The 25,960-nt window shown below is 58.0% G+C and carries 18 protein-coding genes and 1 pseudogene; 15 read left to right on the top strand and 4 right to left on the bottom strand.

Translation table 11 applies throughout. The annotated features are described in order from the left end of the window. Positions 1-68 precede the first annotated feature (68 nt). The 4 genes and pseudogenes from BCM02_RS03600 to BCM02_RS03585 form a co-directional block, all read left to right on the top strand. A pseudogene (locus BCM02_RS03600) lies at positions 69-393 on the top strand (SDR family oxidoreductase); the annotation flags it as partial. Positions 394-628: 235 nt separating this feature from the next. Continuing rightward, complete coding sequence (locus BCM02_RS03595; protein WP_187434005.1) at positions 629-2,818, top strand: PAS domain S-box protein; 2,190 nt, start codon at positions 629-631, stop codon at positions 2,816-2,818. A gap of 113 nt (positions 2,819-2,931) precedes the next feature. Further along, a complete protein-coding gene (locus BCM02_RS03590) occupies positions 2,932-8,655 on the top strand; it encodes a HAMP domain-containing protein (protein ID WP_148927656.1) in 5,724 nt (1,907 codons plus the stop codon). A gap of 70 nt (positions 8,656-8,725) precedes the next feature. Beyond that, positions 8,726-9,574, top strand: coding sequence for an SDR family oxidoreductase (locus tag BCM02_RS03585; protein ID WP_148927655.1), 849 nt, complete (start codon positions 8,726-8,728; stop codon positions 9,572-9,574). A 122-nt stretch (positions 9,575-9,696) separates the two neighbouring features. Here the strand turns inward: BCM02_RS03585 and BCM02_RS03580 are convergent, their stop codons facing one another. Next, positions 9,697-10,605, bottom strand: coding sequence for an AraC family transcriptional regulator (locus BCM02_RS03580; protein WP_148927654.1), 909 nt, complete (start codon positions 10,603-10,605; stop codon positions 9,697-9,699). A 167-nt stretch (positions 10,606-10,772) separates the two neighbouring features. Between BCM02_RS03580 and BCM02_RS03575 the strand changes: the two genes are divergently transcribed. The 7 genes from BCM02_RS03575 (at position 10,773) to BCM02_RS03545 (ending at position 17,027) form a co-directional block, all read left to right on the top strand. Then, positions 10,773-11,621 (top strand): sugar phosphate isomerase/epimerase family protein, encoded by an 849-nt coding sequence (locus BCM02_RS03575; protein WP_148927653.1) that lies wholly within the window; start codon positions 10,773-10,775, stop codon positions 11,619-11,621. Between the two features lie 43 nt (positions 11,622-11,664). Continuing rightward, a complete protein-coding gene (locus BCM02_RS03570; protein ID WP_148927652.1) occupies positions 11,665-12,693 on the top strand; it encodes a Gfo/Idh/MocA family protein in 1,029 nt (342 codons plus the stop codon). A 185-nt stretch (positions 12,694-12,878) separates the two neighbouring features. Then, positions 12,879-13,526, top strand: coding sequence for a carbohydrate-binding family 9-like protein (locus BCM02_RS03565; protein WP_148927651.1), 648 nt, complete (start codon positions 12,879-12,881; stop codon positions 13,524-13,526). Between the two features lie 226 nt (positions 13,527-13,752). Next, on the top strand, positions 13,753-14,508 hold the full coding sequence (locus tag BCM02_RS03560) for an ABC transporter ATP-binding protein (RefSeq protein ID WP_148927650.1): 756 nt from the start codon (positions 13,753-13,755) through the stop codon (positions 14,506-14,508). After that, entirely contained in the window at positions 14,505-15,527 is a 1,023-nt protein-coding gene (locus tag BCM02_RS03555; RefSeq protein WP_148927649.1) for an ABC transporter permease, read from the top strand. Before BCM02_RS03560 ends, BCM02_RS03555 begins: the two co-directional genes overlap by 4 nt. Before the next feature lie 64 nt (positions 15,528-15,591). Continuing rightward, a complete protein-coding gene (locus tag BCM02_RS03550; RefSeq protein ID WP_148927648.1) occupies positions 15,592-16,251 on the top strand; it encodes a TetR/AcrR family transcriptional regulator in 660 nt (219 codons plus the stop codon). 179 nt (positions 16,252-16,430) lie between these two features. Continuing rightward, the gene (locus BCM02_RS03545) at positions 16,431-17,027 is read left to right on the top strand and encodes a spore coat protein (RefSeq protein WP_148927647.1); all 597 of its coding nucleotides are present in this window, start codon (positions 16,431-16,433) and stop codon (positions 17,025-17,027) included. 198 nt (positions 17,028-17,225) lie between these two features. On the opposite strand, the gene BCM02_RS03540 is transcribed toward BCM02_RS03545, so the two are convergent. Further along, positions 17,226-17,528, bottom strand: coding sequence for a DUF3817 domain-containing protein (locus BCM02_RS03540; RefSeq protein ID WP_148927646.1), 303 nt, complete (start codon positions 17,526-17,528; stop codon positions 17,226-17,228). Positions 17,529-17,945: 417 nt separating this feature from the next. On the opposite strand from BCM02_RS03540, the gene BCM02_RS03535 reads away from it, so the two are divergent. Both BCM02_RS03535 and BCM02_RS03530 read left to right on the top strand, forming a co-directional pair. Beyond that, positions 17,946-19,661, top strand: a complete 1,716-nt coding sequence (locus BCM02_RS03535) for a proline--tRNA ligase (RefSeq protein ID WP_148927645.1) — start codon at positions 17,946-17,948, stop codon at positions 19,659-19,661. 35 nt (positions 19,662-19,696) lie between these two features. Then, positions 19,697-20,446, top strand: coding sequence for an SDR family NAD(P)-dependent oxidoreductase (locus BCM02_RS03530; RefSeq protein WP_148927644.1), 750 nt, complete (start codon positions 19,697-19,699; stop codon positions 20,444-20,446). A 72-nt stretch (positions 20,447-20,518) separates the two neighbouring features. Here the strand turns inward: BCM02_RS03530 and xerS are convergent, their stop codons facing one another. Beyond that, positions 20,519-21,619 carry a tyrosine recombinase XerS gene (gene xerS / locus BCM02_RS03525; protein ID WP_148927643.1) on the bottom strand — a complete coding sequence of 367 codons (1,101 nt, stop codon included), beginning with the start codon at positions 21,617-21,619 and terminating at the stop codon, positions 20,519-20,521. Between the two features lie 109 nt (positions 21,620-21,728). Further along, complete coding sequence (locus tag BCM02_RS03520) at positions 21,729-21,875, bottom strand: DUF4023 domain-containing protein (protein WP_148927642.1); 147 nt, start codon at positions 21,873-21,875, stop codon at positions 21,729-21,731. A gap of 390 nt (positions 21,876-22,265) precedes the next feature. Between BCM02_RS03520 and BCM02_RS03515 the strand changes: the two genes are divergently transcribed. Together BCM02_RS03515 and BCM02_RS03510 are read left to right on the top strand one after the other, a co-directional pair. Continuing rightward, the gene (locus tag BCM02_RS03515; protein ID WP_148927641.1) at positions 22,266-22,670 is read left to right on the top strand and encodes a hypothetical protein; all 405 of its coding nucleotides are present in this window, start codon (positions 22,266-22,268) and stop codon (positions 22,668-22,670) included. 232 nt (positions 22,671-22,902) lie between these two features. Beyond that, the gene (locus tag BCM02_RS03510) at positions 22,903-25,710 is read left to right on the top strand and encodes a glycoside hydrolase family 3 protein (protein WP_148927640.1); all 2,808 of its coding nucleotides are present in this window, start codon (positions 22,903-22,905) and stop codon (positions 25,708-25,710) included. Positions 25,711-25,960: the final 250 nt, after the last annotated feature.

Below are 25,960 nucleotides of genomic sequence, written 5' to 3'. Positions count from 1 at the left end.
TATGGTTTGTATTGTACACCTCTGATAGCATGCAGAAAACTTAATGATATTAACCCTTCCTTCACGACGTGTTCGGATTCCTGGCTTCGCCGGGGACGTTCGCGTATCATGCGACCAAAGGAGCCGTCATCCTGATGTCGAAGTCGGCCGCGCTCGAGCTCGCGCCGCACCGCATCCGCGTCGTCGCGATCGCGCGGGGCGCGGTAGACACGCCGATTATCCAGGGCTACAAGGAGCGGTCTGATCGACAGCATGCGCGCGAAAGTCATGGGCGGCGAGCTGACGAAGCCGGAGTCCTTCGCGAATACCGTATACCTGGTGTCGCTCGAAGAAGCGGGCGCGATCAACGGTAGCGTCGTCATGGCCGACCAAGGGTACGCTTCCTTTAAATAATCGCTTGCGAGCGACGAGTAGACCTTCCTGCGCGGGAAGGTCTTTTTTGTTTGCATGCTCAGGAGCGAGACGCTCGTAGCTGCTACAAGATAGCGACTGTTGTTTCGCCGGTATGCAACAAATTCCGAATTGCTTAATATTGTACCGTTAATTATTTGTCTAATAAGGCAGGTACCTTCCTCGATATGTTGAATATTCCTATCAGACAGCGAGACAGAAGGGGGTAATGCGCGCTATGAACAGGGAACCTGGCATGCCGCCGAAAACGTTTTCGGAGCAACAAGCTTACTGGTCGCCGGATAGAGTACGGCATTATTATGTTCGGTTCGATGCGGACGGCGAAATCGCGTTCGCATGTCCGCATGCGATGAGCAAGTTTTTCGGCGGGAAATCGGGTGAAGCCGCGGTACCGGTTCCGACTCACGGCAGCGACTGGATGCGGTGCAGCTTGGCGGATATCGTCCGTCGCGCGGAAGCCATCGGCGGCGCGCGGGAGTGCGAAGCGACCGATCCCGACACGGGCGAAATCTACATGATTCGGGTCTATCCGGATGAGCGCGGCTACTCGGCGTTCATCGAGCGGACGCCGGCGCCCGGCACGCTGATGGCCTCGGCCGAGCAGATGGTGCAATCCCTCTTCGAGCATAGTCCGGATGCCGTCTATTTGCTCGATTTGAAAGGCAAATACATTCAAGTGAACGCATCGGCCGTGCGGCTATCCGGCTATTCGGCGGCCGAGCTGATGCGCCGCGATTTTGCGGGGCTGATCGTGCCTCAGGATTTGCCGCGGGTGCGCGAGCATTTCTACCGTGCGGCGGATGGGGCGGCCCAAAGCTATCCGGTCCGGATCATCCGGGCGGACGGCGCGACGCGCAATTTTATCGTGAACAATTTCCCGATCTACGATAGAGGTCAAATCGTCGGCGTCTATGGCATTGCCAAAGACGTCACGAGCGAATACGTCACCGAAGCGCTCTTGCGCAAAAGCATCTCCCTGCTCGAGCAATCGCAGAGCATCGCGCATATCGGCAGCTGGGAGATGAACGCGAAGAGCAAGCGGATGTACTGGTCGCAAGAGAGCTTCCGCATCTTCGGCATGCCGCCGTCGCGCGACGGCCATGTCGAGCACGAACGCTTGTTAGAGGCGGTGACGCCGGAGGATGCGAAGCGCGTGTTGGACATATGGCGGGATGGCTGGCGCAACCGGAGTTTCCAGACGGAGTGCCGCATCATTCGGCCGAATGGCGAAGAGCGCATCGTCTTCGTGAAAGGGCAAGTCAACGCCGCGGATTCGAGCCGCATGACGGGCATTATTCAGGACATCACCGTGCTGAAGAGCACCGAACGCCAGCTTCTGGAGAGCGAGCAGCGCTCCTGGTCGATCATCCATCATCATCCGGACGGCGTCTGCGCGCTGGATATGGACGGAACGCTGATCGGCGCGAATCCCTCGATGGCGCGGTTGACCGGGTATAGCGCCGATGAGCTTAATGGTCAGAGCTATTCCGTGCTGCTCACGCCTCCCGAAGCGGAGCGGGTATCCAGAGAATATTTGAACACCGCGGACGGCATAGCGCTCCAGCGCATCGATTCGGAGCTGCTTCGCAAGGACGGACAGGTGATCGTCGTCACCAATACGGTCGTGCCGATTATCGTCGGCGGCCAACGGGTCGGGACGTACGTCATTATTAAGGACATGACGGACACGCTCGAGACCGAAGAATTGCTTCGCAAATCGGACAAGCTGAAGGTCGTCGGGCAGTTGGCGGCGGCGGTCGCGCACGAAATCCGCAATCCGCTCACCGCGCTGAAAGGCTTCGTGAAGCTGTTGCAAACGCAGAACGCCGATCCGAAGCTGCCGTATCTGGGCATTATTCAAGAGGAGCTCTCGCGCATCGAGTTTATCTCGAGCGAGCTGCTGGTGCTGGCGAAGCCCCAGGTGAGCCGGGTTGCCGACGTGGACGTGCGGGAGGTGCTGGAGCAGACGATCATGCTGCTTGCCACGCAGGCGGTTATGAACAATATCGAAATCCGGCATTGCGCGGCGGACGAACAAGCCTATATATCGGGCGACGGCAATCAGTTGAAGCAGGTGTTCGTCAATTTGCTGAAGAACGCCATTGAAGCGTCCAGTCCCGGCTGTTCGATCGAGGTCGCGATCGAACGAAGCGAGGGAGAGCTTCGAATCCGCTTCGCCGACCAAGGGTGCGGCATGCCGGAGGAGATGGTGAAGCGACTGGGCGAGCCTTTCTATACGACGAAGGAAAAAGGCACGGGACTCGGTTACATGGTTATGCGCAGAATCATCGAATCGCATCACGGGCGGCTTGCGATCAGCAGCAGACAGGGCGACGGAACGACGGTGGAGGTCATCTTGCCTACACGTTTGCCGGATCAACCGCCGCAGCAGGTTCCCGCGATCTAGGCTTGAAGTCCCGTCGTACCCTCTCATGTGACAATGTTAATCTATTTTTAGTACAATAGCGTACATAGATACATATATATCCAACTTAATCAAACCTGGAGAGGACAATTCGGATGTCAGAGCAGGATCGGAATCTTGGCGGCGGAAGAGAACAGCTGGATACTTCAGAATTACTGAACGCGCTTATGGCGATGAAGAAAGGCGACTTCTCGCACCGCATGCCGTACGACTATACGGGCGTTGCCGGCAAAATCGCGGATACCTTCAATGAAATTATGGACATGCAGGAAGCATTGGTTAGCGAAATTCAGACTGTGGCGAGGGTCGTCGGCAAAGAAGGCAAGCTGTCGCGGCGGTTCGAGCATAACAATAACGGAGGATCGTGGGAGACCGCGGTCGAATCGTTGAACGGACTCGTCACCGACTTGATCCAGCCGACGAGCGAGATGGTGCGCGTGATCAACGCGGTTGCGCAGGGCGACTTGACCCAGAAGGTCGACGTCGAATTCGAGGGCAGGCCGCTGACCGGCGAGTTCCTTCGTTCGGCCAGCAACATCAACATGATGGTCAACCAGCTCAGCACCTTCGCTTCGGAAGTCACGCGCGTCGCGCGCGAGGTTGGTACGGAAGGCATTCTAGGCGGGCAAGCGGATGTGCGCGGCGTCTCCGGTACCTGGAAAGACTTGACCGACAGCGTCAACAACATGGCGAGCAATCTGACCGATCAGGTGCGCAATATCGCGGCGGTGACGACGGCCGTCGCCAACGGCGACCTGTCGAAGCAGATCACCGTTAACGCGAAGGGCGAGATCCTGGAGCTGAAAGATACGATCAATACGATGGTGGATCAGCTCTCCACGTTCTCCTCCGAGGTGACGCGCGTGGCGCGGGAGGTCGGCACCGAAGGCAAACTCGGCGGCCAAGCGGACGTTAAAGGCGTCTCCGGCACGTGGCGGGATCTAACGGAAAGCGTTAACTACATGGCGAGCAATCTGACCGAGCAGGTGCGCAACATCGCGGTCGTCACGACGGCGGTCGCCAACGGCGACTTGTCCAAGCATATTACCGCTGACGTGCAAGGCGAAGTATTGGAACTCAAGAACACGATCAACACGATGGTGGATCAGCTCTCAACGTTCGCCTCCGAAGTGACGCGGGTGGCGCTGGAGGTCGGAACGGAAGGCCGTCTGGGCGGCCAAGCCGAAGTAACCGGAGTAGCAGGCACCTGGCGGGAGCTTACGGAGAGCGTTAACTACATGGCGAGCAACCTGACGAACCAGGTACGCGGCATCGCCGAAGTGACGACGGCCGTCGCGAAGGGCGATCTGTCGAAGACGATCACGGTCGACGCCAAGGGCGAAATTCTCCAGCTGAAGAGTACGATCAACACGATGGTCGATCAGCTGAGCAATTTCGCTTCGGAGGTTACGCGCGTGGCGCGCGAAGTATCGACGGAAGGCAAACTGGGCGGTCAAGCGCACGTACAGGGCGTGTCGGGCACGTGGAAGGATTTGACCGACAGCGTTAACTTCATGGCCTCCACGCTGACGGATCAAGTGCGGAATATCGCGGACGTGACGACGGCCGTCGCGAAGGGCGACCTGTCCAAGCAAATCACGGTCAACGCGAAAGGCGAAATTCTCGAATTGAAGAACACCATCAACGCGATGGTGGACCAGCTCTCGACGTTCGCTTCCGAGGTCACGCGCGTGGCGCTTGAGGTCGGAACCGAGGGCATTCTCGGCGGTCAAGCGACCGTTCGCGGCGTAGCGGGCACATGGCGCGACCTAACGGAGAGCGTTAATAATATGGCCTCCAATTTGACGAACCAGGTGCGCAACATCGCGGTCGTCACGACGGCGGTCGCGAACGGCGACCTGTCGAAGAAAATCACGGCCGACGTCCAAGGCGAGATGCTGGAGCTGAAGAACACGATCAACACGATGGTCGATCAGCTCTCCACGTTCGCTTCCGAGGTATCGCGGGTGGCGCTGGAGGTCGGTACGCAAGGGAAGTTGGGCGGACAGGCCGAGGTAAAAGGCGTCGGCGGCACATGGAAAGATTTGACGCAGAACGTGAATAACATGGCCCGTAACCTGACGGATCAGGTACGGAACATTGCCGGCGTTACGACGGCCGTCGCCAAAGGCGACCTTTCCCGGAAAATCACCGTCGACGTCGAAGGCGAAATGCTCGAGCTGAAGAACACGATGAACACGATGGTGGACCAGCTCTCGACGTTCGCTTCCGAGGTCACGCGCGTGGCGCGCGAGGTCGGCACGGAAGGGAAGCTCGGCGTGCAGGCGGACGTGAAGGACGTCTCCGGTACGTGGAAGGACTTGACCGACAGCGTTAATAACATGGCTTCGAACCTGACGAACCAGGTGCGGAACATCGCGGGCGTGACGACCGCGGTCGCGAACGGCGACCTGTCGAAGAAAATTACGGTCGACGTCAAAGGCGAGCTGCTCGAATTGAAGAATACGATCAACACGATGGTGGATCAGCTCAACTCGTTCGCATCCGAGGTCACCCGCGTGGCGCGCGAGGTCGGCACCGACGGCAAGCTCGGCGGCCAGGCGCAAGTACGCGGCGTCGGCGGCACGTGGAAGGATTTGACCGACAACGTTAACATCATGGCGACGAACCTGACCGATCAGGTACGGGGCATCGCGAAAGTCGTGACCGCGGTCGCGAACGGCAACCTGAAGCAGAAGTTGACCGTCGACGCCAAAGGCGAGATCGCCGAGCTGACGGATACGATCAACAACATGATCGAGACGCTGGCGACCTTCGCCGATCAGGTCACGACCGTGGCGCGCGAGGTAGGCGCGGAAGGGAAGCTGGGCGGTCAGGCGAACGTGCCGGGCGCATCCGGAACATGGCTGGATTTGACGTATAACGTTAACTATATGGCGAGTACGCTGACGACGCAGGTGCGCGCGATCACGAACGTGGCGACCGCGGTGACCAAGGGGGATCTGTCGCGTTCGATCGACGTCGCGGCAGCCGGCGAGGTCGCCGAGCTGAAGGACAACATCAACGAGATGATCCGCAATCTGAAGGAGACGACGCGCATCAACACCGAGCAGGACTGGCTGAAGACGAATCTGGCCAAATTCTCGCGCATGCTGCAAGGCCAGCGCGATCTGCTGGCGGTCAGCCGGATGATTCTCTCGGAGCTGGCACCGCTCGTATCCATGCAGCACGGCGTGATCTACATCAACGAGAACGAAGGCGGAGAGCCGATGTTGAAGCTGTTCGCCAGCTACGCGTATCAGAACAGGAAGCATCTGTCGAACGTGTTCCGTCCGGGCGAAAGTTTGGTTGGTCAATGTCTGATCGAGAAGCAGCGGATCTTACTGACCAACGTGCCGAACGACTACGTCGTCATTTCCTCCGGCCTTGGCGAAGCGACGCCGCTCAACATCGTGCTGCTGCCGATTATTTTCGAAGATCAGGTGCTTGCCGTCCTGGAACTGGCCTCCTTCCGCGCGTTTAGCGAGATCGACATCGCGCTGCTCGATCAGCTGACCGAGTCGATCGGGATCGTCATGAACACGATGCAGGCGAACCGCAGAACCGAAGAGCTGCTCGTGCAGTCGCAATCGCTCGCCGAAGAGCTGCAGAAGCAGCAGCTGGAGCTGAAGGATACGAACGAAGAGCTGGAGGACAAGGCGAAGCTGCTCGTCATTCAGAAGGCGGAGGTCGAAAGCAAGAACAACGAAGTTGAGCTCGCCAAGCGTTATCTGGAGGAGAAAGCGGAGCAGTTAGCCACGACGTCGCGCTACAAATCCGAATTCCTGGCCAATATGTCGCACGAGCTGCGCACGCCGCTCAATTCGCTGCTGCTGCTCGCCGAGCAGCTGGCCGAGAATCCGGACAACAACCTGACCGAGAACCAGGTGAAGTATTCGTTGACGATTCAAGAATCCGGACTTGATTTGCTTAACCTCATTAACGATATTCTTGATCTGTCCAAAATCGAGTCCGGAACGGTGACGCCGGATTATTCCGAAGTATCGACCGCCGAGTTGGCCAATGGCCTGGACCGCACATTCCGGCCGATCGCGGAGGACAAGAAACTGGATTTCCGGATTATCGTGGAACAGGACGTGCCGAAGCAAATCGTGACGGACGTGAAGCGGCTGCAGCAAATATTGAAAAACCTGCTCTCGAACGCCTTCAAATTCACGGAACGCGGTCAAGTGGCGATGTATGTCCGTAAAGCCGACCACGGCTGGAGTCCGGACAATATCCATCTGGCGCAAGCGGACCACGTGCTCTGCTTCACGGTGAGCGATACCGGCATCGGCATCTCCGAAGAAAAGCAGCAGATCGTCTTCGAGGCGTTCCAACAAGCCGATGGCAGTACCAACCGCGAGTATGGCGGCACGGGTCTGGGGCTGGCGATCTCCCGCGAGATCGCCACGATGCTCAGCGGCGAGATTACGCTATCGAGCGTGGTCGGACGCGGCAGCACGTTCAATCTGTACTTGCCGGTGGAAGGCACGAACCATGAGCCGCATCCGAGCAAGTCCAAATACGTGCCGGAAGTGATCGACGTCGTCCCTGCGCACAAGACGAGAAGTTATACGTTGGAGTTGGAGAAGGGGATCGCGGACGACCGCCACGACATTCAGCCGGGCGATCGCGTCTTCCTCATTATCGAGGACGACTACAAATTTAATGAAATCCTTATTCAGCTGCTGCACAAGAAAGGGATCAAAGCGGTTGTAACCTCGACAGGCAGCAATGCGCTGGAGCTCGCGCGCAAATACCGGCCGATCGGAATTACGCTGGACTTGCGCTTGAAGGACACGGACGGATGGCTAGTCATCGACCAGCTGAAGAGCGATCTAGACGTGGCGCATATTCCGGTTACGGTCATCACGGTCGAAGAGGACGAAGTTGCGCTCAAGCAGAAGGGCGTGTACGATTTTATCCGTAAGCCGGTCACGAACGAAGAACTCGAGAACGCGCTGGATAAGCTGAACGGCTACGCCTCCGTCGAGGTGCGCCAGATGCTGCTCGTCGCGGGTCCGGAGGAGCGCCGCGCGCAGTGGGTCGAGCTGCTGGCCGGCAAGGACGTCCGCATCGTGACCGTCGATACCGCCCGCAAGGCTTTGAACCAGCTGAAGGCGAAGACGTTCGATTGCGTGCTGCTCGATAACGAGCTGCCGGACATGGAAACGCCGCGTTTCGTACGGGAGATGCAGAAACAGGCGACGAACAAATTCAAGCCGATCGTCATCTTCCGCAGCCGCAAGCTGCCCGCCGAACAAGAGCTGGAGCTGGAAGAATTGGAGAAGACAACGGTGTTGAAGGAAGCGAAGACGTCGCTGCAAATTATTGAAGAGACGTCGCTCTTCCTGCACCGCAAAGCCGAGAATTTGCCGGAATCGTCGAAAGAGACGGTCGTCAAGCTGCACTCCTCGGACGAGATGATCGCGTATAAGAACGTACTTGTCGTCGATGACGACATCCGGAATATTTTCGCCCTGACGACGATTCTGGAACGCCACAATATGCGGGTCATTCCGGCCGAGAACGGACAGGATGCGATCGATACGCTCAAACGGAATCCGGAGATCGACATCGTGCTGATGGATATTATGATGCCGGTTATGGACGGGTACGAGACGACCCGGTTGATCCGACGCGACCCGCAATTCGCGGGCTTGCCGATTATCGCGCTCACCGCCAAGGCTATGAAGGGCGACCGGGAACTGTGCCTCGAAGCCGGCGCGTCCGATTATATTACGAAGCCGGTGAACAGCGCGCAATTGCTGTCGATGATCCGGAGCTGGCTGGACAACGAAGTGAGCGCCGAATAGGGGCATGGAATTGGCACGATGACAGTAAATTAGCAACTGGCGTCAACCATAACCGACAAGGGGTGGCAGCATGTTCGAGAAGGATTTGCTGAAAGGGAAAGTCGTTCTGATTACCGGCGGTGGCACGGGACTCGGCCGGGCCATGGCCGAGAAGTTCCTTGCATTAGGCGCGAGAATCGGGATCGCGAGCCGGAGGGAAGAGGTTCTCGCCCAGGCGGCCGCCGAGATGGGCGGCGAAGGGCGCGAAGTGTTCTTCACCGCATGCGACGTCAGAGATCCGCAGCAGGTTGCAAGCATGATCGATGACGTCGAGCGCCATTACGGCGCGATCGACGTGCTCGTCAACAACGCGGCCGGCAATTTCGCAAGTCCCACCGAGAAGCTGTCCCCGCGCGCGGTCGACGCCGTGCTGAATATCGTGCTTCACGGCACGTTCTATGCGACGCTCGAAGTCGGGAAGCGGTGGATCGAACAAGGTCGCGGCGGGACGATGCTCAACATCGTCACCACCTACGCCTCGACCGGTTCCGGCTATGTCGTGCCGTCCGCCGCGGCCAAAGCCGGCGTGCTGGCGCTGACCCGGTCGCTCGCCGTCGAATGGGCGCCGCACGGCATCCGTCAAGCGGCGATCGCGCCGGGACTATTCCCGACGGACGGCGCGTGGAGCCGGCTCGCCCCGACGCCGGAGCTATCCGCGAAGCTGGTCAACCGCGTACCGCTCGGACGCGTCGGCGACAAGGAAGAGCTGACCAATTTGGCCGCTTACTTGATTTCGGATTATGCTTCGTTCGTGAACGGCGAAGTCATCACGATCGACGGCGGCGAATGGTTGAAAGGCGCGGGCCAATTCAACGATTTGGCCGAGGTGACGCCGCAGGAATGGGACGAACTGGCTGCCCTGACCCGCAAGGGGAAGTAATTTAATTCATGACATGAAGAAAACCTCTCGCTACGGCGGATGATGTTGTTCATCCTCCGGAGGAGAGGTTTTTTCGTTTTCTCGTTTTTCGTTTTCTCGTTTTTTGTGATCCGACAGCTTATTTATAAGATGCGCGCCAGTTTTCGGTATTCCCGGGGAGACAAGCCTTCGTGGCGTTTGAAGACGCGGCTGAAATAATGCAGATCCTCGTAACCGACCCGATGTCCGACGAGCTCGACCGTCAGATCGGTCTCTCTGAGCAGCCGGCGCGCCTCGCGGTGGCGAATGAATGCCAGGTATTCGCCTGGCGGCTTGCCCGCGATGCCCTTGAACAGCTTGGCCATGTGGTCCTCGTTCATATTGAGCTTGGCCGCGAGCGACTTGTTGCTCCAATCCGCGTCCGGCGCTTGTTCCATCGCCTCCATCATCTCGGCGATCCGGCTGCCGTGCACGGTGGCGTTCGCCTTCGTCCGCGCGAATTGCGCGCGAAGCAGGTGGGCCAGGATGTTCATCATCAGCGCCTTGCAGACGAGCTCGTAACCCGGTCGGCGCATCGCGAATTCGTGGACGAGCTGTTCCATGAGCGAGACGGCATAATGTCCGGGCGCATAGATCGGATTGTCCGAAAGCGGGGCGAAATCCGGCGCTACCGCCTCTATCGCGAATTTATCGGGCTTCGGATGTTCTTCGTTCACGACCATGTCGTCTTCGCCCTGCACGTCCAGCTCGTCGAAGAAGTCGAAGTGGATGCCGATGAATTTGGCATGCGGGTCGGATACGATCTCGTTCTGGTGATAGACGCCGGGCGATAAGAAGATGAGCTGTCCGGCCGACAGGTCGTACTGCCGGTCGTGCATATGCGTCCGCGCCGAGCCATGGCTCACGTAGAGCAGCTCGAAATCGTATAATCGGCGCAAAATCATTCGGCCTGGCGGAAGCGTCTGCGTCTGGGCGTAATGGATGCTGGGCGACCATTCGCGGTAAGGCGACAACCGGCGTTCCGCGTTCCGATCGTAGCGATGTTCGGGCATAGGGCTGTGTCACTACTCCTTCAATTGACCGGAATTGTCCAACTAATGACTGCATCCGCTAAATTCAGAATCGTTGAGTCCCATTATAATATAGATATCAAGCGATTTCATTAATGAATATCTGATTGTCGCAAAATACGGGATTGTGCAAATAGGAGGCGGAATCGATGAAGAAGGGCATTAACGTGTGGTCATTCCGGGATGGCATGCCGGCAGCGGATTGCATCCGACTGGCGAAGGCGGCGGGCTTCGAGGGAATCGAGCTGGCGCTGAACGAAGAAGGCGAACTCGGGTTGCAGACGACCGAGAAGGAAGCGCTGCGGATTAAGTCGCTGCTGCAAGAAGCAGAGCTTGCGATCAGCGGATTCGCTACTGGGTTGTATTGGTCGTATTCGATGACGAGCGAGTCGCCCGAGAAGCGAAGCAAGGCGATCGACGTATGTCGCAAGCAGCTGGAATTAGCCGCGATTCTAGGCGCGGACACCATCTTGGTCATCCCGGGAGCGGTAGGCGTCGACTTTATTCCGGGCAGCGAGGTCGTCGATTACGAACGGGCTTACGAACGGGCGCTCGAGGCGATCTCGACGTTGGCGAACGACGCGAAACAAACGGGCGTCCACATCGGCATCGAGAACGTATGGAACAAATTCCTGCTCTCGCCGCTCGAGCTTCGCGGTTTCATCGACGCGGTCGGCTCCGATTACGTCGGCTCCTACTTCGATGTCGGCAATGTCGTGCACAGCGGCTATCCGGAGCAATGGGTCCGCATCCTTGGCAAGCGGATCAAGAAGGTGCATTTCAAAGATTACCGGCGACAAGCGGGCGGTCTGCACGGGTTCGTCGATCTGCTTGCCGGCGACGTCGATTATCCGGCGGTCGTGGCGGCCTTGGAATCGATCGGCTATGACGGCTACGTCACCGCCGAGATGATCCCTTCCTATGCGCATCACGGCGACCAGATTATTTACAATACGTCGGCCGCTATGGATGCCATTCTGGGCAGAGTACAGCGTTAACGCACGAATGGAGCAACAGCCGTCACCATAAGGAGGAGATCGAATGGTAAAAGTAGGATTGATCGGCTTCGGTTTCATGGGCCGCATGCATTTTGACAATTATAATCGGCTCGCGTCGGAAGGGTTTCCCGTCGAGCTGAAAGCCATCTGCGATATTCGCATCGAGGAGCTTAAGAACGGCAAGGCGGACGGCAATATCGCGACGGCGCAGGACGTTTATGATTTGTCGACTTATCAGCTGTACGACGATATCGAGACGATGCTGGCGAACGAAGAGCTGGACGTGATCGATATTACGCTCCCGACGCCGCTACATGCCGATCTGACCTGTCGCATGTTGGAACGCGGCTATCACGTGCTGTGCGAGAAGCCGATCGCGCGGACGCTGGCGGAAGGCGATCGGATGGCGGAGACGGCCGAGCGTACCGGCAAGCAACTGCTTATCGGGCAATGCTTGCGGTTCTGGCCTGCCTACGAATATTTGAAATCGTGCGTGGAAGACAGGCGTTACGGCGCGGTGAAAGCCGGTTTCTTCTATCGCGGATCCGGCGCGCCGCAAGGCTGGTTCCTCAGCGGCGAACTGAGCGGGGGCTGTCTGCTCGATATGCACATCCACGACACGGACATGATTCATTGGCTGCTCGGCAAGCCAGATCGCGTGTCGACGATCGGCAGGAACGTCATACCCGGCAGCGGACACGATATCGTGTCGACGCAGTATGCTTATCCGGGCGGCGCCGTGATCAACGCGCAGGCGGATTGGACTTACGCGGGCGAGCATGGCTTCATCATGGGATACCGGGTCAACTTCGATACGTGCACGATCGTCTTCGAGCGTGGCAACGTGAATGTGTATCCGGCGGGCGAACCGTCCTTCAGCCCGGAGCTTGCGGCCGATGACGGGTATTACCGTCAGATCCGTTACTTCTTGGACGTGATCGAGAAGGGCGGGACGAACACGGTCAGCACCGCCGCGTCCGCCGCGGGAAGCCTGGCGATTATCGAGGCGGAGCAGCAGTCCGCCGATAACGGTTCGGCTTGGGTCGAGGTTCGGGCAGCCGTTCGCGGATGATGAATTCGTTGAACCCATCTCGCGGAGACGAATGAGCATCAGCCGGCTTCCTATCGAAGTCGGCTGATGCTATTTGCGCGGAACGAGCGATGTTAATGCCGTTAATGAACGCAACAAACGACTGACAGATGCGCCGGAAATCGATATGATTAGAGGTGCCGGAACGTCAGGAAGGGGGCAATCGAATGACGGCGAAACATCTGCCGGGAGAATACGTTTATCGATGCAAGCGAATTCCGGAGCGCGGCTACATGTACTTAAGGCCTCAATCCGTGCCGTGGCATCTGTTCGAGACGGTGCCGCTCGTCGACACGGCGACCGGTCATCCGCCGCTCGAACCGACGCGCGTAAGCGCATGCTGGGACCGCGAATTTCTGCATATCCGATTCGTTTGTCAGGATGCCTATATGATATCGATTTACAAAGACAGGGACGATCCGCTCTATGATCAGGATGTCGTCGAAATTTTCATAGACGAACTTGGCACGGGAATGGAGTATATGGAGATTGAAGTCAGTCCGAATAACGTCATTTTCGACGCGATCATCCGGAACGATGGCAACGGAAATATTGTCGGTGCCGACCGCGCGTGGGATATCGACGGGTTGGAGACCGAGGTAGCGGTCACTGCGGCCAATACGCGAATTTACGATGTTCGCATTCCAATGAGCGCATTCCGTAAGCCGATCGAAGCCGGCGATTGTTGGCGGGCGAATTTCTACCGGATCGACGAGCAGCCGGACGGAAGTCGCGAATATCAAGCATGGAGCCCGACCGGCGCCGTGAATTTTCATCTGTCGCAGACATTCGGATGGCTGAAGTTCGTCGTGTAAAAGGTTATATCCCAGAAGGGGCTGCGTCTGGTAAACAGATGCGGTCTTTTTGCGTAAGCGACTGCCGAGAATGACGGAGTAGCCGTTTCGCTTTGTCGGCTGAGATTCCACAGGACATGCCCGAAATGAAAATGAGTGATTACTCACTTTACGACAGCGGCATGTGGTGCTACAATGACCTTAGAAATGAGTGATTACTCACATTTTTGCGAAGGGTGTGACATCCATGGCGACGAGCGTAAAGGTCAGCGGCGCAAGTGAGACGGTGTTAGCGATCGATAGCGTCACGCGGGCATTCGGCAGCCGCACGATCTTGAACGGGATATCGTTAGATGTAAGAAAAGGCGAGCTGCTTGGGCTGTTGGGGCCATCGGGCTCCGGCAAAACGACGTTAATCAAGCTCATTACCGGCATCGACAGAGCCGATCGAGGCGATATCCGGCTGTTCGGGGAGCGGATGCCGAAGCTTGCGATGCTGAACCGGATCGGTTATATGGCGCAGTCCGATGCGCTTTATAACGAGTTGTCGGCCAAGCAAAACTTGCAGTTTTTCGGGAAGCTGTACGATTTGAATGGGGCGCGCCTTGAATCTCGTATTCAAGCAGCCATGAGTATGGTTGATCTGCTGAATCATCTCGACAAACCGGTCGCGGCGTACTCCGGCGGCATGAAGCGCAGGCTATCGCTCGCGATCGCGCTCCTCCATGAGCCGGAATTGCTCATTCTGGATGAGCCAACGGTCGGCATAGATCCCGTATTGCGTCTAGCGATCTGGCAGGAGCTGCTCGCGATGCGCGATAAGGGCACGACCATTATTTTAACGACCCACGTCATGGACGAAGCGGACCGCTGCGATCGGATCGGGCTGATTCGCGAGGGGCGTTTGACTGCCGTCGACACGCCGGAGGCGCTTAAGCGCATGAGCGGCAAGGCGACGATCGAGGAAGCGTTCATCGCGCTCGGGGGAGGTGCGGGGCAATGAGAATACGCGCGCTCGCGGTGCGGATCATGCAGCAGTTCGTCCGGGACAAAAGATCGCTTGCCCTTATTTTCCTCGCGCCGCTGCTGGTTCTTACGCTGATGTATTTCGTGTTCAACGGGCAGGCGGCCGAACCGGACGTCGGCGTGACCGGCTTGCCGCCATCGATCGTGGCGAAATTGGAGTCGGCCGGGGCGAACGTGACGGTCTACGACAATCGCGAAGCGGGGATGGAGGGGCTGCGAGACGGCGAACTCGACGCCGTGCTGGAGATGGCGGGCGGCAGCCCTTCGATACTCCTGGAAGGAAGCGATCCAGCGGTTAACCAAGGCGTGCAAATGATTGTTCAACGCGCAATGGGACAGACGGGCGGGGGAGGCGTGCAACCGGACATTACGTATTTACACGGCAAGGCGAACTTGACCAGCTTCGACTCGTTCGGTCCGGTGTTGGTCGGTTTCTTCTCCTTCTTCTTCGTCTTCCTGCTGGCAGGCGTCTCGTTCCTGCGCGAACGAACGACGGGGACGTTGGAGCGCCTGCTGGCTACGCCGGTTCGCCGCGGCGAAGTGGTCGCCGGCTATTTGAGCGGGTTCGGCTTATTCACGCTGCTGCAAGCGGCTCTTATCGCCGGTTATGCGATCTACGTGCTCGGGCTCTATATGGATGGCTCGATCTGGCTCGTGCTGCTCATTAATCTGCTCTTATCGCTGACGGCGCTTACGCTTGGCACGCTGCTATCTTCTTTCGCCAGCACCGAGTTCCAAATCATCCAGTTCATTCCGATCGTCATCGTGCCGCAGGTGTTCTTCTCGGGGTTGTTCAGCTTGGAGACGATGAATCCGTGGCTGCAGAAGCTCAGCTTCTTCATGCCGCTCTATTACGGAGCCGATGCCTTGAGAGGGACGATGATTCGCGGCGAAGGATTGTCGGACAACACCGTTAACGTGCTCGTGCTGCTCGGCTTCTCGATCGTGTTCGCGCTGCTCAACGTGGCGGCGCTTAAGAAGCAACGGTCGATTTAACATCGCGTCAGGCCCATGCTATCATGGGGGAAATATGGTTGATAGGCAATAGGAGGAATCGCAAGTGTCAAACGCATACGAACCTTGGATCGAGGAGCTGCTTCGCGTCGAATCGGAAAGCCCGCGCATGACGGAGAAGCAGCGGCGCATCGTCGAATCGGCCGTCGAGGTGTTCGCGGAGAAAGGTTTCGCCGCTTCGTCGACGAGCGAGATCGCGCAGCGCGCGGGCGTGGCGGAGGGCACGATCTTCCGTCACTACAAAACGAAGAAAGACTTGCTGCTGTCGATCGTCACGCCGGGCATCGTCAAGCTGCTCGCGCCGTTCCTGCTCCGCGAATTCAAGAACGTGCTCCAGACCGGATACGACAGCTACGAGCAGTTCCTGCGGGCGTTTATCGATAATCGAATCGCGTTCGTGGAAGAGAATGCGAGCATGCTCAAAATCGTGCTGCAGGAGCTGCCGTTCCACCCCGATCTGCAGCGGACGCTGGAAGAGCTCGTCGTCACCCAAGTGCTCGAGCGGGTCACGCGCGTAGTGGAGAAATTCCAACGCGAAGGCCAATTAATTATGCTGCCGACGAGGACGGTCATCCGCTTATCCGTCGGCACCATCATGAGTTACGTCCTCGTCCGCGCGCTGCTTCTGCAGCGGGGCGCGGAATGGGACGATGAGGCCGAGCGTAAGGCGACCATCGATTTTATAATGAAGGGGCTTGCTCCTTGATATTGCGAAAGAGACCTGCGGGATGCGCATCCGGGTCTCTTTTTTTATTTCATGATACATAAACGAAGCGGTTTCCAACCACAATACAATGGGCTTTCAACTGACCGATGCATGGCGCCGTATGTTTTGCGGCGACCATCGTCGATAACCGGCCTAATCAATCCGAGGAGGAACCATCCATGAATTCGCAATTCCAAGCGCAGCAGCAGTTCGGCACGGCGCAATACGGCGCACACGAGATTCTCGAAATCCACGAGGTGCTGGCCGCATCCATCGACGCGATCAACCTGTTCCAGGTTTATCGTCCGTTCGTTCAAGATCCGCAGCTGGCGCAAATTTTGGACAATCAACTTCAATTTATGACCCAAGGCTACCAATCCTTCATTCACTTGCTCAACGGTCAAGGCGCGGCGCAGCCGGCGCAATTCCGCGCGCCGAAGAACGTGCAGCCGGTGCTCGGCCTGCGTCAGCCGGCTCCGGCGGCGCCGAACCAGCCTGGCGAGCAGCTGGACGATCGCGACGTCGCTTGCGCGGCGTTGAACTGTCACAAGAACGGCGCCGTCAAGAAAATGATGGCGGCCCAAGAATGCACGAACCCGCAGTTCCGCGCGTTCTTGCAGCAATCGGCGGTGAACTGTTCCGAGCAGGCGTACGAGCTGTGGCAATATATGAATCAAAAAGGGTTCTACCAAGTGCCGACGCTGCAAGAGAACACGACGCAAACGATGATTCAGTCATTCGCGCCGGCGCCGCAAGGAGCTTTCGCAGGCCGCTAAAACCACGCTTAACAGAAGAGCCTCCCGCGAAGAATCAGCTTCTTCGCGGGAGGCTCTTTGGCGCCGGCATCGGGCAATAGACGTTTCGCCGGGAAATAGACGCGCTTTTATTTCCCGGGCGAGCGCATGACTCGACACATTCAGGGACGATTTTCGCCCGGATGTCAAAAATTAGCCGGCCCTCTACAACCAGACCACTTAGCGACCGGATGGATTCCGGCGAATTTGAGCATCCAGCAGAAAAGTTCCGAACGGAATAAAGGCAAGTATAAAGCCCAGCGCGTCCCGTTTCCAAGGCCATCTGGCCTCAATCGCGGCATGGATCAGCGCCAGCATATAGAGTCCGAACAACGCCCCGTGAATGCCCCCGACGATCGAGACGGCCCTGGGCATGTCCGCCCAATACTTCAGCGGCATGGCGATGAACAACAACACGAGAAACGATAACCCCTCCACGAACGCGATCAACCGAAATCTTCCAACAGCCGTTCTCAACGTCATTAGTGACAGCCTCCAAGATGATATCATTTCATTCCCTTAAATATTACGATAGCGTCTTCGCAATGGCGTTGACTTGTTTGACAAATTGGTGTACTTTTAAACAAATATTCGCCAATAACGCCGAACAAGGAAATAAGCTTATCAACGCCACGCCCCAGAGAAGGAATCCTAGGCTGAGAGATTCCCGCGCGGCATAAGCATCCCGCCTTGTAAGTTGCCGCAGCGAACCGCGTTCGCGCCAAGTATCCGCGGCCGGGGCATTCCCCGTTACCAATGCCGAGAGGACCAGAATGACCCATGCCGCGCGATCAAGCCATGGGACTGGTCGAATACGGGGTGGTACCACGAGCGCGCTCGTCCCTTTACCGGGGACGGGCGCGTTTATTTGCGTTTTCGGCGCCTAGAAGGAGAGATCGCATGAAACAGAGTCAATTGTTTGCGCCTACGCTGCGCGACATTCCGGCGGACGCGGAAGCCATCAGCCACCAGCTGCTGCTGCGGGCTGGCTGCATCCGTCAGGTTGCCGCCGGCATCTACTCGCTGCTGCCGCTCGGCAGGCGGGCGCTGCAGCGAGTCGAGGCCGTGATCAGGGAAGAATTGGAGGCGGCAGGGGCCAACGAAGTGCTGCTTCCGGCGCTCCAGCCGGCAGAATTGTGGCGGCAGTCGGGAAGGTACGACGTCTATGGCGAGGAGCTGATCCGTCTTACCGACCGGGGTGGCAGGGAATTCGCGCTCGGTCCGACGCACGAGGAAGTCGTCACGTCGCTCATCGCCCAAGAGGTGTCGTCCTACCGGAAGCTTCCGCTAACGGTATATCAGATTCAGACCAAGTTCCGCGATGAACGGCGTCCGCGGTTCGGGTTGCTTCGCGTCCGCGAGTTCCTCATGAAGGATGCCTATTCGTTCGATGCCGATTGGGAAGGCTTGTCGCGCAGCTATGAGACGATGTATGAAGCCTACCATCGCATTTTCAACCGGCTCGGCCTCCGTTTTCGCGCCGTGCTCGCCGATGCGGGCGCCATCGGCGGCGAAGGGGGCACGCACGAATTCATGGCGCTCGCGGATATCGGCGAAGACACGATCATCGCTTGTACCGCTTGCGAATATGCGGCTAACCTGGAGAAGGCCGAAGCCGCGCCGCTAGCAAGCGCGATTACCGCTGCCCATCAAGAGGAAGGGGAGCGCATGCTTCAGAAATTCGCGACGCCTTCCATCCGCACGATTCAGCAGCTGGAGGAGCAACTCGGCATCAAGCCCTCGCATGTCTTGAAGACGCTGCTCTATCTGGCGGACGGCGAACCGGTAGCGGTTCTTATACGCGGAGATCATGAGGCCAATGAGACGAAAATCATGAACGCGCTTGGAGCCGCCTCGCTCGAGATGGCCGATGCGGAGACGGTGCGCAAAGTGACGGGCGCGCCGACCGGCTTCGCCGGACCGGTCGGGCTTGACGTCCGAACGATCATCGACCGCGAAGCTGCTGCCATGCCGAGCGCCGTCGCGGGCGCGAACGAGGCGGATCACCACTACCGCAACGTCGTACCCGGTCGCGATTTCCGCTTGGACGAGGTGGCCGACCTGCGTAATGTACGGGCGGGCGAAGCGTGTCCGCATTGCGGCCGGGAGCTTGCCGCTCATCGCGGCATCGAGATTGGTCACGTGTTCAAGCTCGGAACCAAATACAGCTCGGCCATGCAGGCTTCGTTCGCGGACGCCGAGGGCAAGGACCAGCCGTTCATCATGGGCTGCTACGGCATTGGCGTCACCCGCCTGTTGTCTGCTATGATCGAACAGCATCACGACGAACGCGGCATCATCTGGCCGGTCGAGGCAGCGCCATTCGGCGTTCATCTTCTGCCCGTCTCGATGAAGGACGACGGGCAGCGGGAGATTGCGATGCAACTGTACGCGCAGCTGCGCGCCGCCGGTATCGAGCCGCTGCTGGATGACCGGGACGAACGGCTAGGCGTGAAGTTGAAGGACGCGGACCTGATCGGTATCCCGGTACGTATCGTGATCGGGAAGGAAGCCGCGGAAGGACAAGTAGAATTTAAGCCTCGCGTTCGCACTGACACGGATCTTCTGCCGGTCGACGAAGCGATCATTCAGGCCATGGCGTACTTGGGGAAATAGCTCTGTTCCATTAGGAAAGGGAAGGAAGGCGAAGGATGTTTACGTTCGAAGGACAAACGGTGCTTATTACCGGCGCAACCGGCGGAATCGGGCGGCATCTGTCGTACGGTTACGCGGCGGCCGGTGCCCGGACGATCATGACCGATAAGGATGGAGCCGCCGGACAACAGCTTGCGAAGAAGATCAGGGAATCCGGAGGCCAAGCGGAATTTATCGCGGCCGATCTTAGTTCGCCCGCGCATATCGCAGCGTTGTTTAACGGCGTGAATGAGCAGGGCGGGACGCTGGATATTCTCGTCAACAATGCGGGCTTCGGGATCTGGAAGTCGCCGCTCGAGCTGAGCGTCGAGGAATGGGACAGCGTCATGAACGTCAATCTGAGGGGGACGTTCCTGTGCGCAAGGGAAGCGGCGATCCGGATGAAGGCGCAGGGCAAGGGGAGAATCGTCAATATCGCCTCGACCCGAGCGGCGATGTCCGAACCGAACGGCGAAGCGTATGCGGCAACGAAGGGCGGTATTGTCTCGCTGACGCATGCGCTGGCCGTGTCGCTCGGCGGTCATGGCATTACGGTGAATTGCATCAGCCCGGGATGGATCGAGAACGGGGACTATGACGCGCTGCGTCCGGCCGATCATGAGCAGCATCCTTCCGGACGGGTGGGCAAGCCCGACGATATTCTGAAAGCCTGTTTCTATTTGACGGGAGCGGGCAATGATTTCGTGACCGGCATTAATTTGACGGTCGACGGCGGCATGACGCATCGCATGATCTACGAGGAATAACAAGAGAGCGCGCCAGGCGAATGGAGGCATTCGTCTGGCGCGCTTTTGCATTGCGGAAGTTCGTATCTTGTGCTAGCGACTTTCCGTCGATTTGGCTTCTTTCTGGCGGTCGATCGCTTCCGACATCGTTTTGTCCGTCAGATGGGCATAGATTTGCGTCGTCTCCGGGGACGCGTGACCAAGCTGCTCTTGCGTCATATAGAGATCGTTGCGCAAATAATAATCCGTCGCGAACGAGTGGCGGAGTTTATGTACGGATAGATACGGTTTGCCGAATCGCTTGGCGTATTTGATGACCATCTCCTGAATCGCCCGTTTCGTCATGCGCGAGCCTTCCGTCTTGCCGTTGGCGATCGCGAGGAACAGCGCCTTCTCGCGTCTAGGCGCCTTGTAACGGCTATCTCGCAGCGCCATATACTGCTGCAGCTCGCGAATGGCCTCCTGGCGGAAGTAGACCGGCGTCTTGAACGTGTCGTCGTTCTTGCCTTTGCGGAAGACGTACAGCAGCTTCTTCTTCATATCGAAATCGTCTACGTTCATGTTGACGACCTCGGAGACGCGCAAGCCGGAATTCAGAATGAGGCTGATGATGCAAGTGTCCCGAACGCGATTCTGCGTATAGGCGTAGATCGCCTGTTTATTATCCGCGACCTCATTAGCGTAATCTTCATGGATGAACCGGATAAATTCGTCGATCTCGTTCTCCTGCAACAGCTTGCCTTCGAGCTTGGCGGCCGTATCTTTCGGTTTGCTGGTTCGTTTGATCGAGACCTTCGCCATCACGTTGCGCTTGAGCAGCGGGTAGAAATTGTCGTCCTCCGCGATTTGGCTCAAATAATGAAACAGCGAGCGGAGCGAAGACAGCTTGCGCGTAATCGTCGTGCGACTGTTCGCGTGCTCCTTGCGGGTAGCCAGAAACATTTTGAAATGGTCGATGCTGTCCATATGCAGCCGCTCCAGCTCCTCCAGCTTCACGTCGCGCACGGCGGGTCCTTCGGCGAGCCCCTCGGCCAGCAGCCAGGAGAAGAACGTCTCGTAATCGCGCACGTATTCGAGCAGCGAAGAGGGCGAGAGATCGGGCAGCTTGTAGCCGATGAATTTCTCGACGTACCAAGGCATGCTCGGCACCTTGCGATCCAGCTCCTGCCGGTCCTTGATCTTGATGATGTTCATGCGCTTCACCTCTTGTCCCTATTGTAGCAGAGGCGAGCGGTCGTTGGAAATCCGCGGGAATCGGAAAAAACGGCAGTTCGGGCGAAGCCGATTCTGCCGTTCGCGGGTATTACGGATTGTTGCCGTGCTGTTTGGTCGGCAGCTTGGAGGATGGCGTTCCCTTGCCGTGAATCGCCTTGTTCTTCTGGGCTTTCTCCTGCGTATCGTGCAGCTTCTCCACGAATTCGCTCGTCGAGCCGTTCAATGATTCGTTCATCGTCGCATTCCGTCCTTTCGCCGAAGCGTCGTTGGATTAGGCGTCAAGGAAGCTACGCGCCAGCAATGGCAGTCGATTGCTTCAGCGGTAGGATGCCCGGATCGGCAGGCGCGGAAGCGTGCCAATTTTCACCGTCGGCGAAGAATGTGATGGATGCCGCATTCAGAAACGTTAGTCCGTTAATCGGGAAAATTCAAAATGACAATTCCCCCGCAACCCCGAAAGTTTTTGATTCGTTGTGATAAAAATTGCATCATTTAGGGTATACAACATATACATATCAAATGCCTGACGACGCAAGGTGAAACGGTTATCGCCGTCTTTGATGACGCAGCGCGTTTCAATTCAAACGGAACGTTAGAGCTTACTTGGCAGGAGTGTATATAACCCATGATGATGAAAAATATATGGAATCCGTCGCATAACGAAATTCGCCGCTGGGCACGCGAAGGGACGAGCCTCCCGCATCCGCATTGGGCAGCCACGCTCATCGACTTCAACAATTTGCCGGTCTTGATCGAACTCGCCGGCGACGACGGCTGCAAACATCAGTCTTTCTTCCAAAAATGCTTGTACGCCTTCACCGGAACGGTGATGGAAAAGCATAACTTGCACGAGGTTCAGCGTCTGGAGACGACGCTTGAAAATATGGAGAATTTCGACCAGCCCGATTCGATCCGGGAATGGATCGCGTTCTCGCAGGGGATGCTGCTCGGCGAGGGCGAGGAGCTTCCGGTTTGGGAGATGGCGCATGGAGCAAGCCCGTTGTCCATGTACGTCGCCAATGAAGCTTGAAGAAGCGCCTGCGACGGTTTGCACGCCGCATTTCCCCCGAATTAGCAAGCGAGGACCGTTTCGCCGCGGGGCGAGACGGTTCTTCTTTTTGGTCGCCGCATAGAGTATCGTCCCGTATCCAAAAATGACATGAAAACACCACTAATCGCTCCCGTTCTGTAAAAACCCGCGTCTATGGTACACTCACCCTATAGCATAACCTGGCTTTAGGCCGGGGATAGGAGTGTTTAACATGGCTAATACGACCCAATATCCGTTCCAAGACGCGTCCCTGCCGCTCGAAGCGCGCGTGGAGGACCTTGTCTCCCGATTGACGCTAGACGAGAAAGTGCGGCTGATGCCGCAATATATGGCCGCGATCGACCGTCTCGGCATCGGCCCATATAAGCATGGCACGGAAGCGGCGCACGGCATCGCGTGGCTCGGCGAAGCGACTTCGTACCCGCAGCCGATCGGCTTGGCCTGTACGTGGGATACGGAACTGCTAAAGCGGATCGGTTCCGCCATCGGCGACGAAGCCCGCGTTTTCTATAAGCGCAATCCGGCAATCAACGGCCTGACGCTCTGGGCGCCGACGGTCGACATGGAGCGCGATCCGAGATGGGGTCGCACCGAAGAAGCGTACGGCGAAGACCCGCATTTGACAGGCGAATTGTCGGCCGCGCTCGTCCAGGGCATTCAAGGCGATCATCCGTTTTATTTCAAGGCGGTCGCGACGCTCAAGCACTTCCTGGGCAACAACAACGAGATCAACCGCGGCAGCTGCTCGGTATCGATCGATCCGCGCAACATGCACGAATATTACTTGAAGGCATTCGAGCCGGCGTTCGTCAAAGGCGGGGCGCAATCGATGATGACCGCCTACAATTCGGTCAACGGCACGCCGGCGCTGCTGCTCGAGGACGTCAATCGTATCGTCAAGGAGAAATGGGGCATGGACGGCTTCGTCGTCAGCGACGCCGGCGACATGATGGGCATCGTGAACGATCACCATTACTATGAGACATACGCGCATGCGGTGGCTGACACGATCAAAAGCGGCGTCGACTCGATTACCGACGAATTCGAGCCGGTCTGCGCGGCGATCCGCGAGGCGCTTGCGCAAGGACTGCTGGAGGAGTCGGATCTCGACCGCGCGCTCCGCAACACGTTCCGCGTGCGCATCCGGCTGGGCGAGTTCAATCCCGAGGACAACCCGTACGAAGCGATCGGAGAATCCGTGCTGCTGTCTTCCGAACATGCGGCACTATCGCGCGAAGCGGCGCGCAAGTCGGTCGTGCTGCTGAAGAACGAAGGCGGCTTGCTCCCGTTGAATGCCGGGAAGTTGAATAGCGCGGCCGTCATCGGACCGCTGGCGAACATCGTCTACCGCGACTGGTATTCCGGCACGTTCCCTTACAAAGTTACGCCGTTGGAAGCGATCGGGCGCAAGCTGGAAGGCAAGACGGTCGCATTCGAGGACGGCAGCGATCTGGTTCGCTTCGCTTGCGCGGACGGCCGCGCGTTGACCGTCGAGAATAACGACGCGCTCGGCGTCAAAGCGGTCCTAGGCGAAGGCGAGATTTTCCACGCCACGGATTGGGGATGGGGCGCGCATACGTTCATCAGCCGCACGACGGGAAAATACGTCACTACGGCGAACGACGCAACGCTGACGGCCGGCGCAGACGACATTTGGGGCTGGTTCGTGAAGGAAATCGTGAACGTGCATCCGCAGGCGTCCGGCGAAGTAAAGCTGACGTCGTGGAACAAGCGGGCGCTCGAGCTGCGCGGCGACGAATTGGCGTTGTCGGATCGTCCGGGCGCGGATCATGCCGCTCCGCTGCGCGTGATTCAAGTGAAGGACGGCTTGGCCGACGCGGTGCGCGCTGCGAAGGAAGCGGAAGTCGCGGTCGTGGTGGTTGGCAACCATCCGCTCATTAACGGCAAAGAGGAGATCGACCGCCCGGATCTGACGCTTGCGGAATCGCAGGAGCGTCTCGTCCGCGAGGTGTATGCGGCGAACCCGAATACGGTCGTCGTCGTGGTCGGCAGCTATCCGTTCGCGCTCAACTGGGTCCAAGAGAACGTCCCGGCGATCGTCTACGTGTCGCACGCAGGTCAGGAGCTGGGCAACGCCATCGCGGATATTTTGTTCGGCGACGCCGCCCCGGGGGGCCGTCTGAACATGACGTGGTACAAGTCTTCGGAGCAGCTGTCCGACTTCATGGAGTACGATATCCGCAAGGGCAAGAAGACATATCAATATTTCGACGGCGAAGCGTTGTATCCGTTCGGCCATGGCTTAACATACGCGACGTTCAACTATGGCAATCTGCGACTGAGCGCGGATAGGCTGCAAGCGGACCAGACCGTAACGATCTCGGTCGACGTGACGAACGCGAGCGAAGTGCAGGCAGAAGAGGTTGTTCAATTATACGGCCGTGCGATCCAATCGCGCGTGGAGCGCCCGATCAAGTCGCTGCTAGGCTTTGCGCGCATCGCGCTTGCCGCGGGAGAGACGCAGACCGTTCAATTCGAATTGAACGCCGAGGCGCTCGCGTTCTGGGACGTCACGCGCGACCAATATTGCGTCGAGAACGGTGCTTACGAAATTCAAGTCGGACGTTCGTCCGCGGATATCGCGGTTGCGGCTACGCTTGAAGTGGAAGGGGAGACCGTTCCTGCCCGCGATTTGAGCGATTGGACGAGGTCCGAGAATTACGACGAATACGACCGGCTCTATTTGGATGAAAGCAAAGAAGGCGGTACCTGCGTCGTGCCGGCGGCGAACGGCGCATGGTTACTCTTCCGTGACGCAGAGCTCGGCGCCGGGGCCGCGAGATTCGAAGCTCGGGTTGCCTCAATCAAAGGCGGCGGACGCATCGAAATCCGATTGGGCGACGCGGGAGGCACGCTCGTCGGCGAGACGGAAGTAAGCGCCAGAGGCAGCCAGGAGTGGCATACGGTCGCGTGCGAATTGACCGGCGCGAGCGGCCGACAGGATATTTGCTTGGTTCTGTCCGGCAACGTGCGGATTAGCCGCATTCGCTTGCAATAAGCTGATTGGTTTGCGTCCCCAATCCAAAGATTGGGAATGCAGCATTCAGCTAGAGAAGCTGATTGGTTTGCGTCCCCAATCCAAAGATTGGGAATGCAGCAATTAGTATTCGGTTATCTTGTATTTTGAACAAGCCGCCTCGCAGGCGGCTTGTTCGCATTGGACCGCGAAGCGGCCAGCTAGCGCCCTGCATCCTTCTTGCGAAATATGCTATAATGCAAGACAGACCAATGGACATGGCGGGTGAGAG

Source organism: Paenibacillus methanolicus, assembly GCF_008124765.1.
GTDB classification, from domain to species: Bacteria; Bacillota; Bacilli; order Paenibacillales; family Paenibacillaceae; genus Paenibacillus_Z; species Paenibacillus_Z methanolicus.
This window is presented reverse-complemented; position numbering and strand designations above follow the sequence as displayed.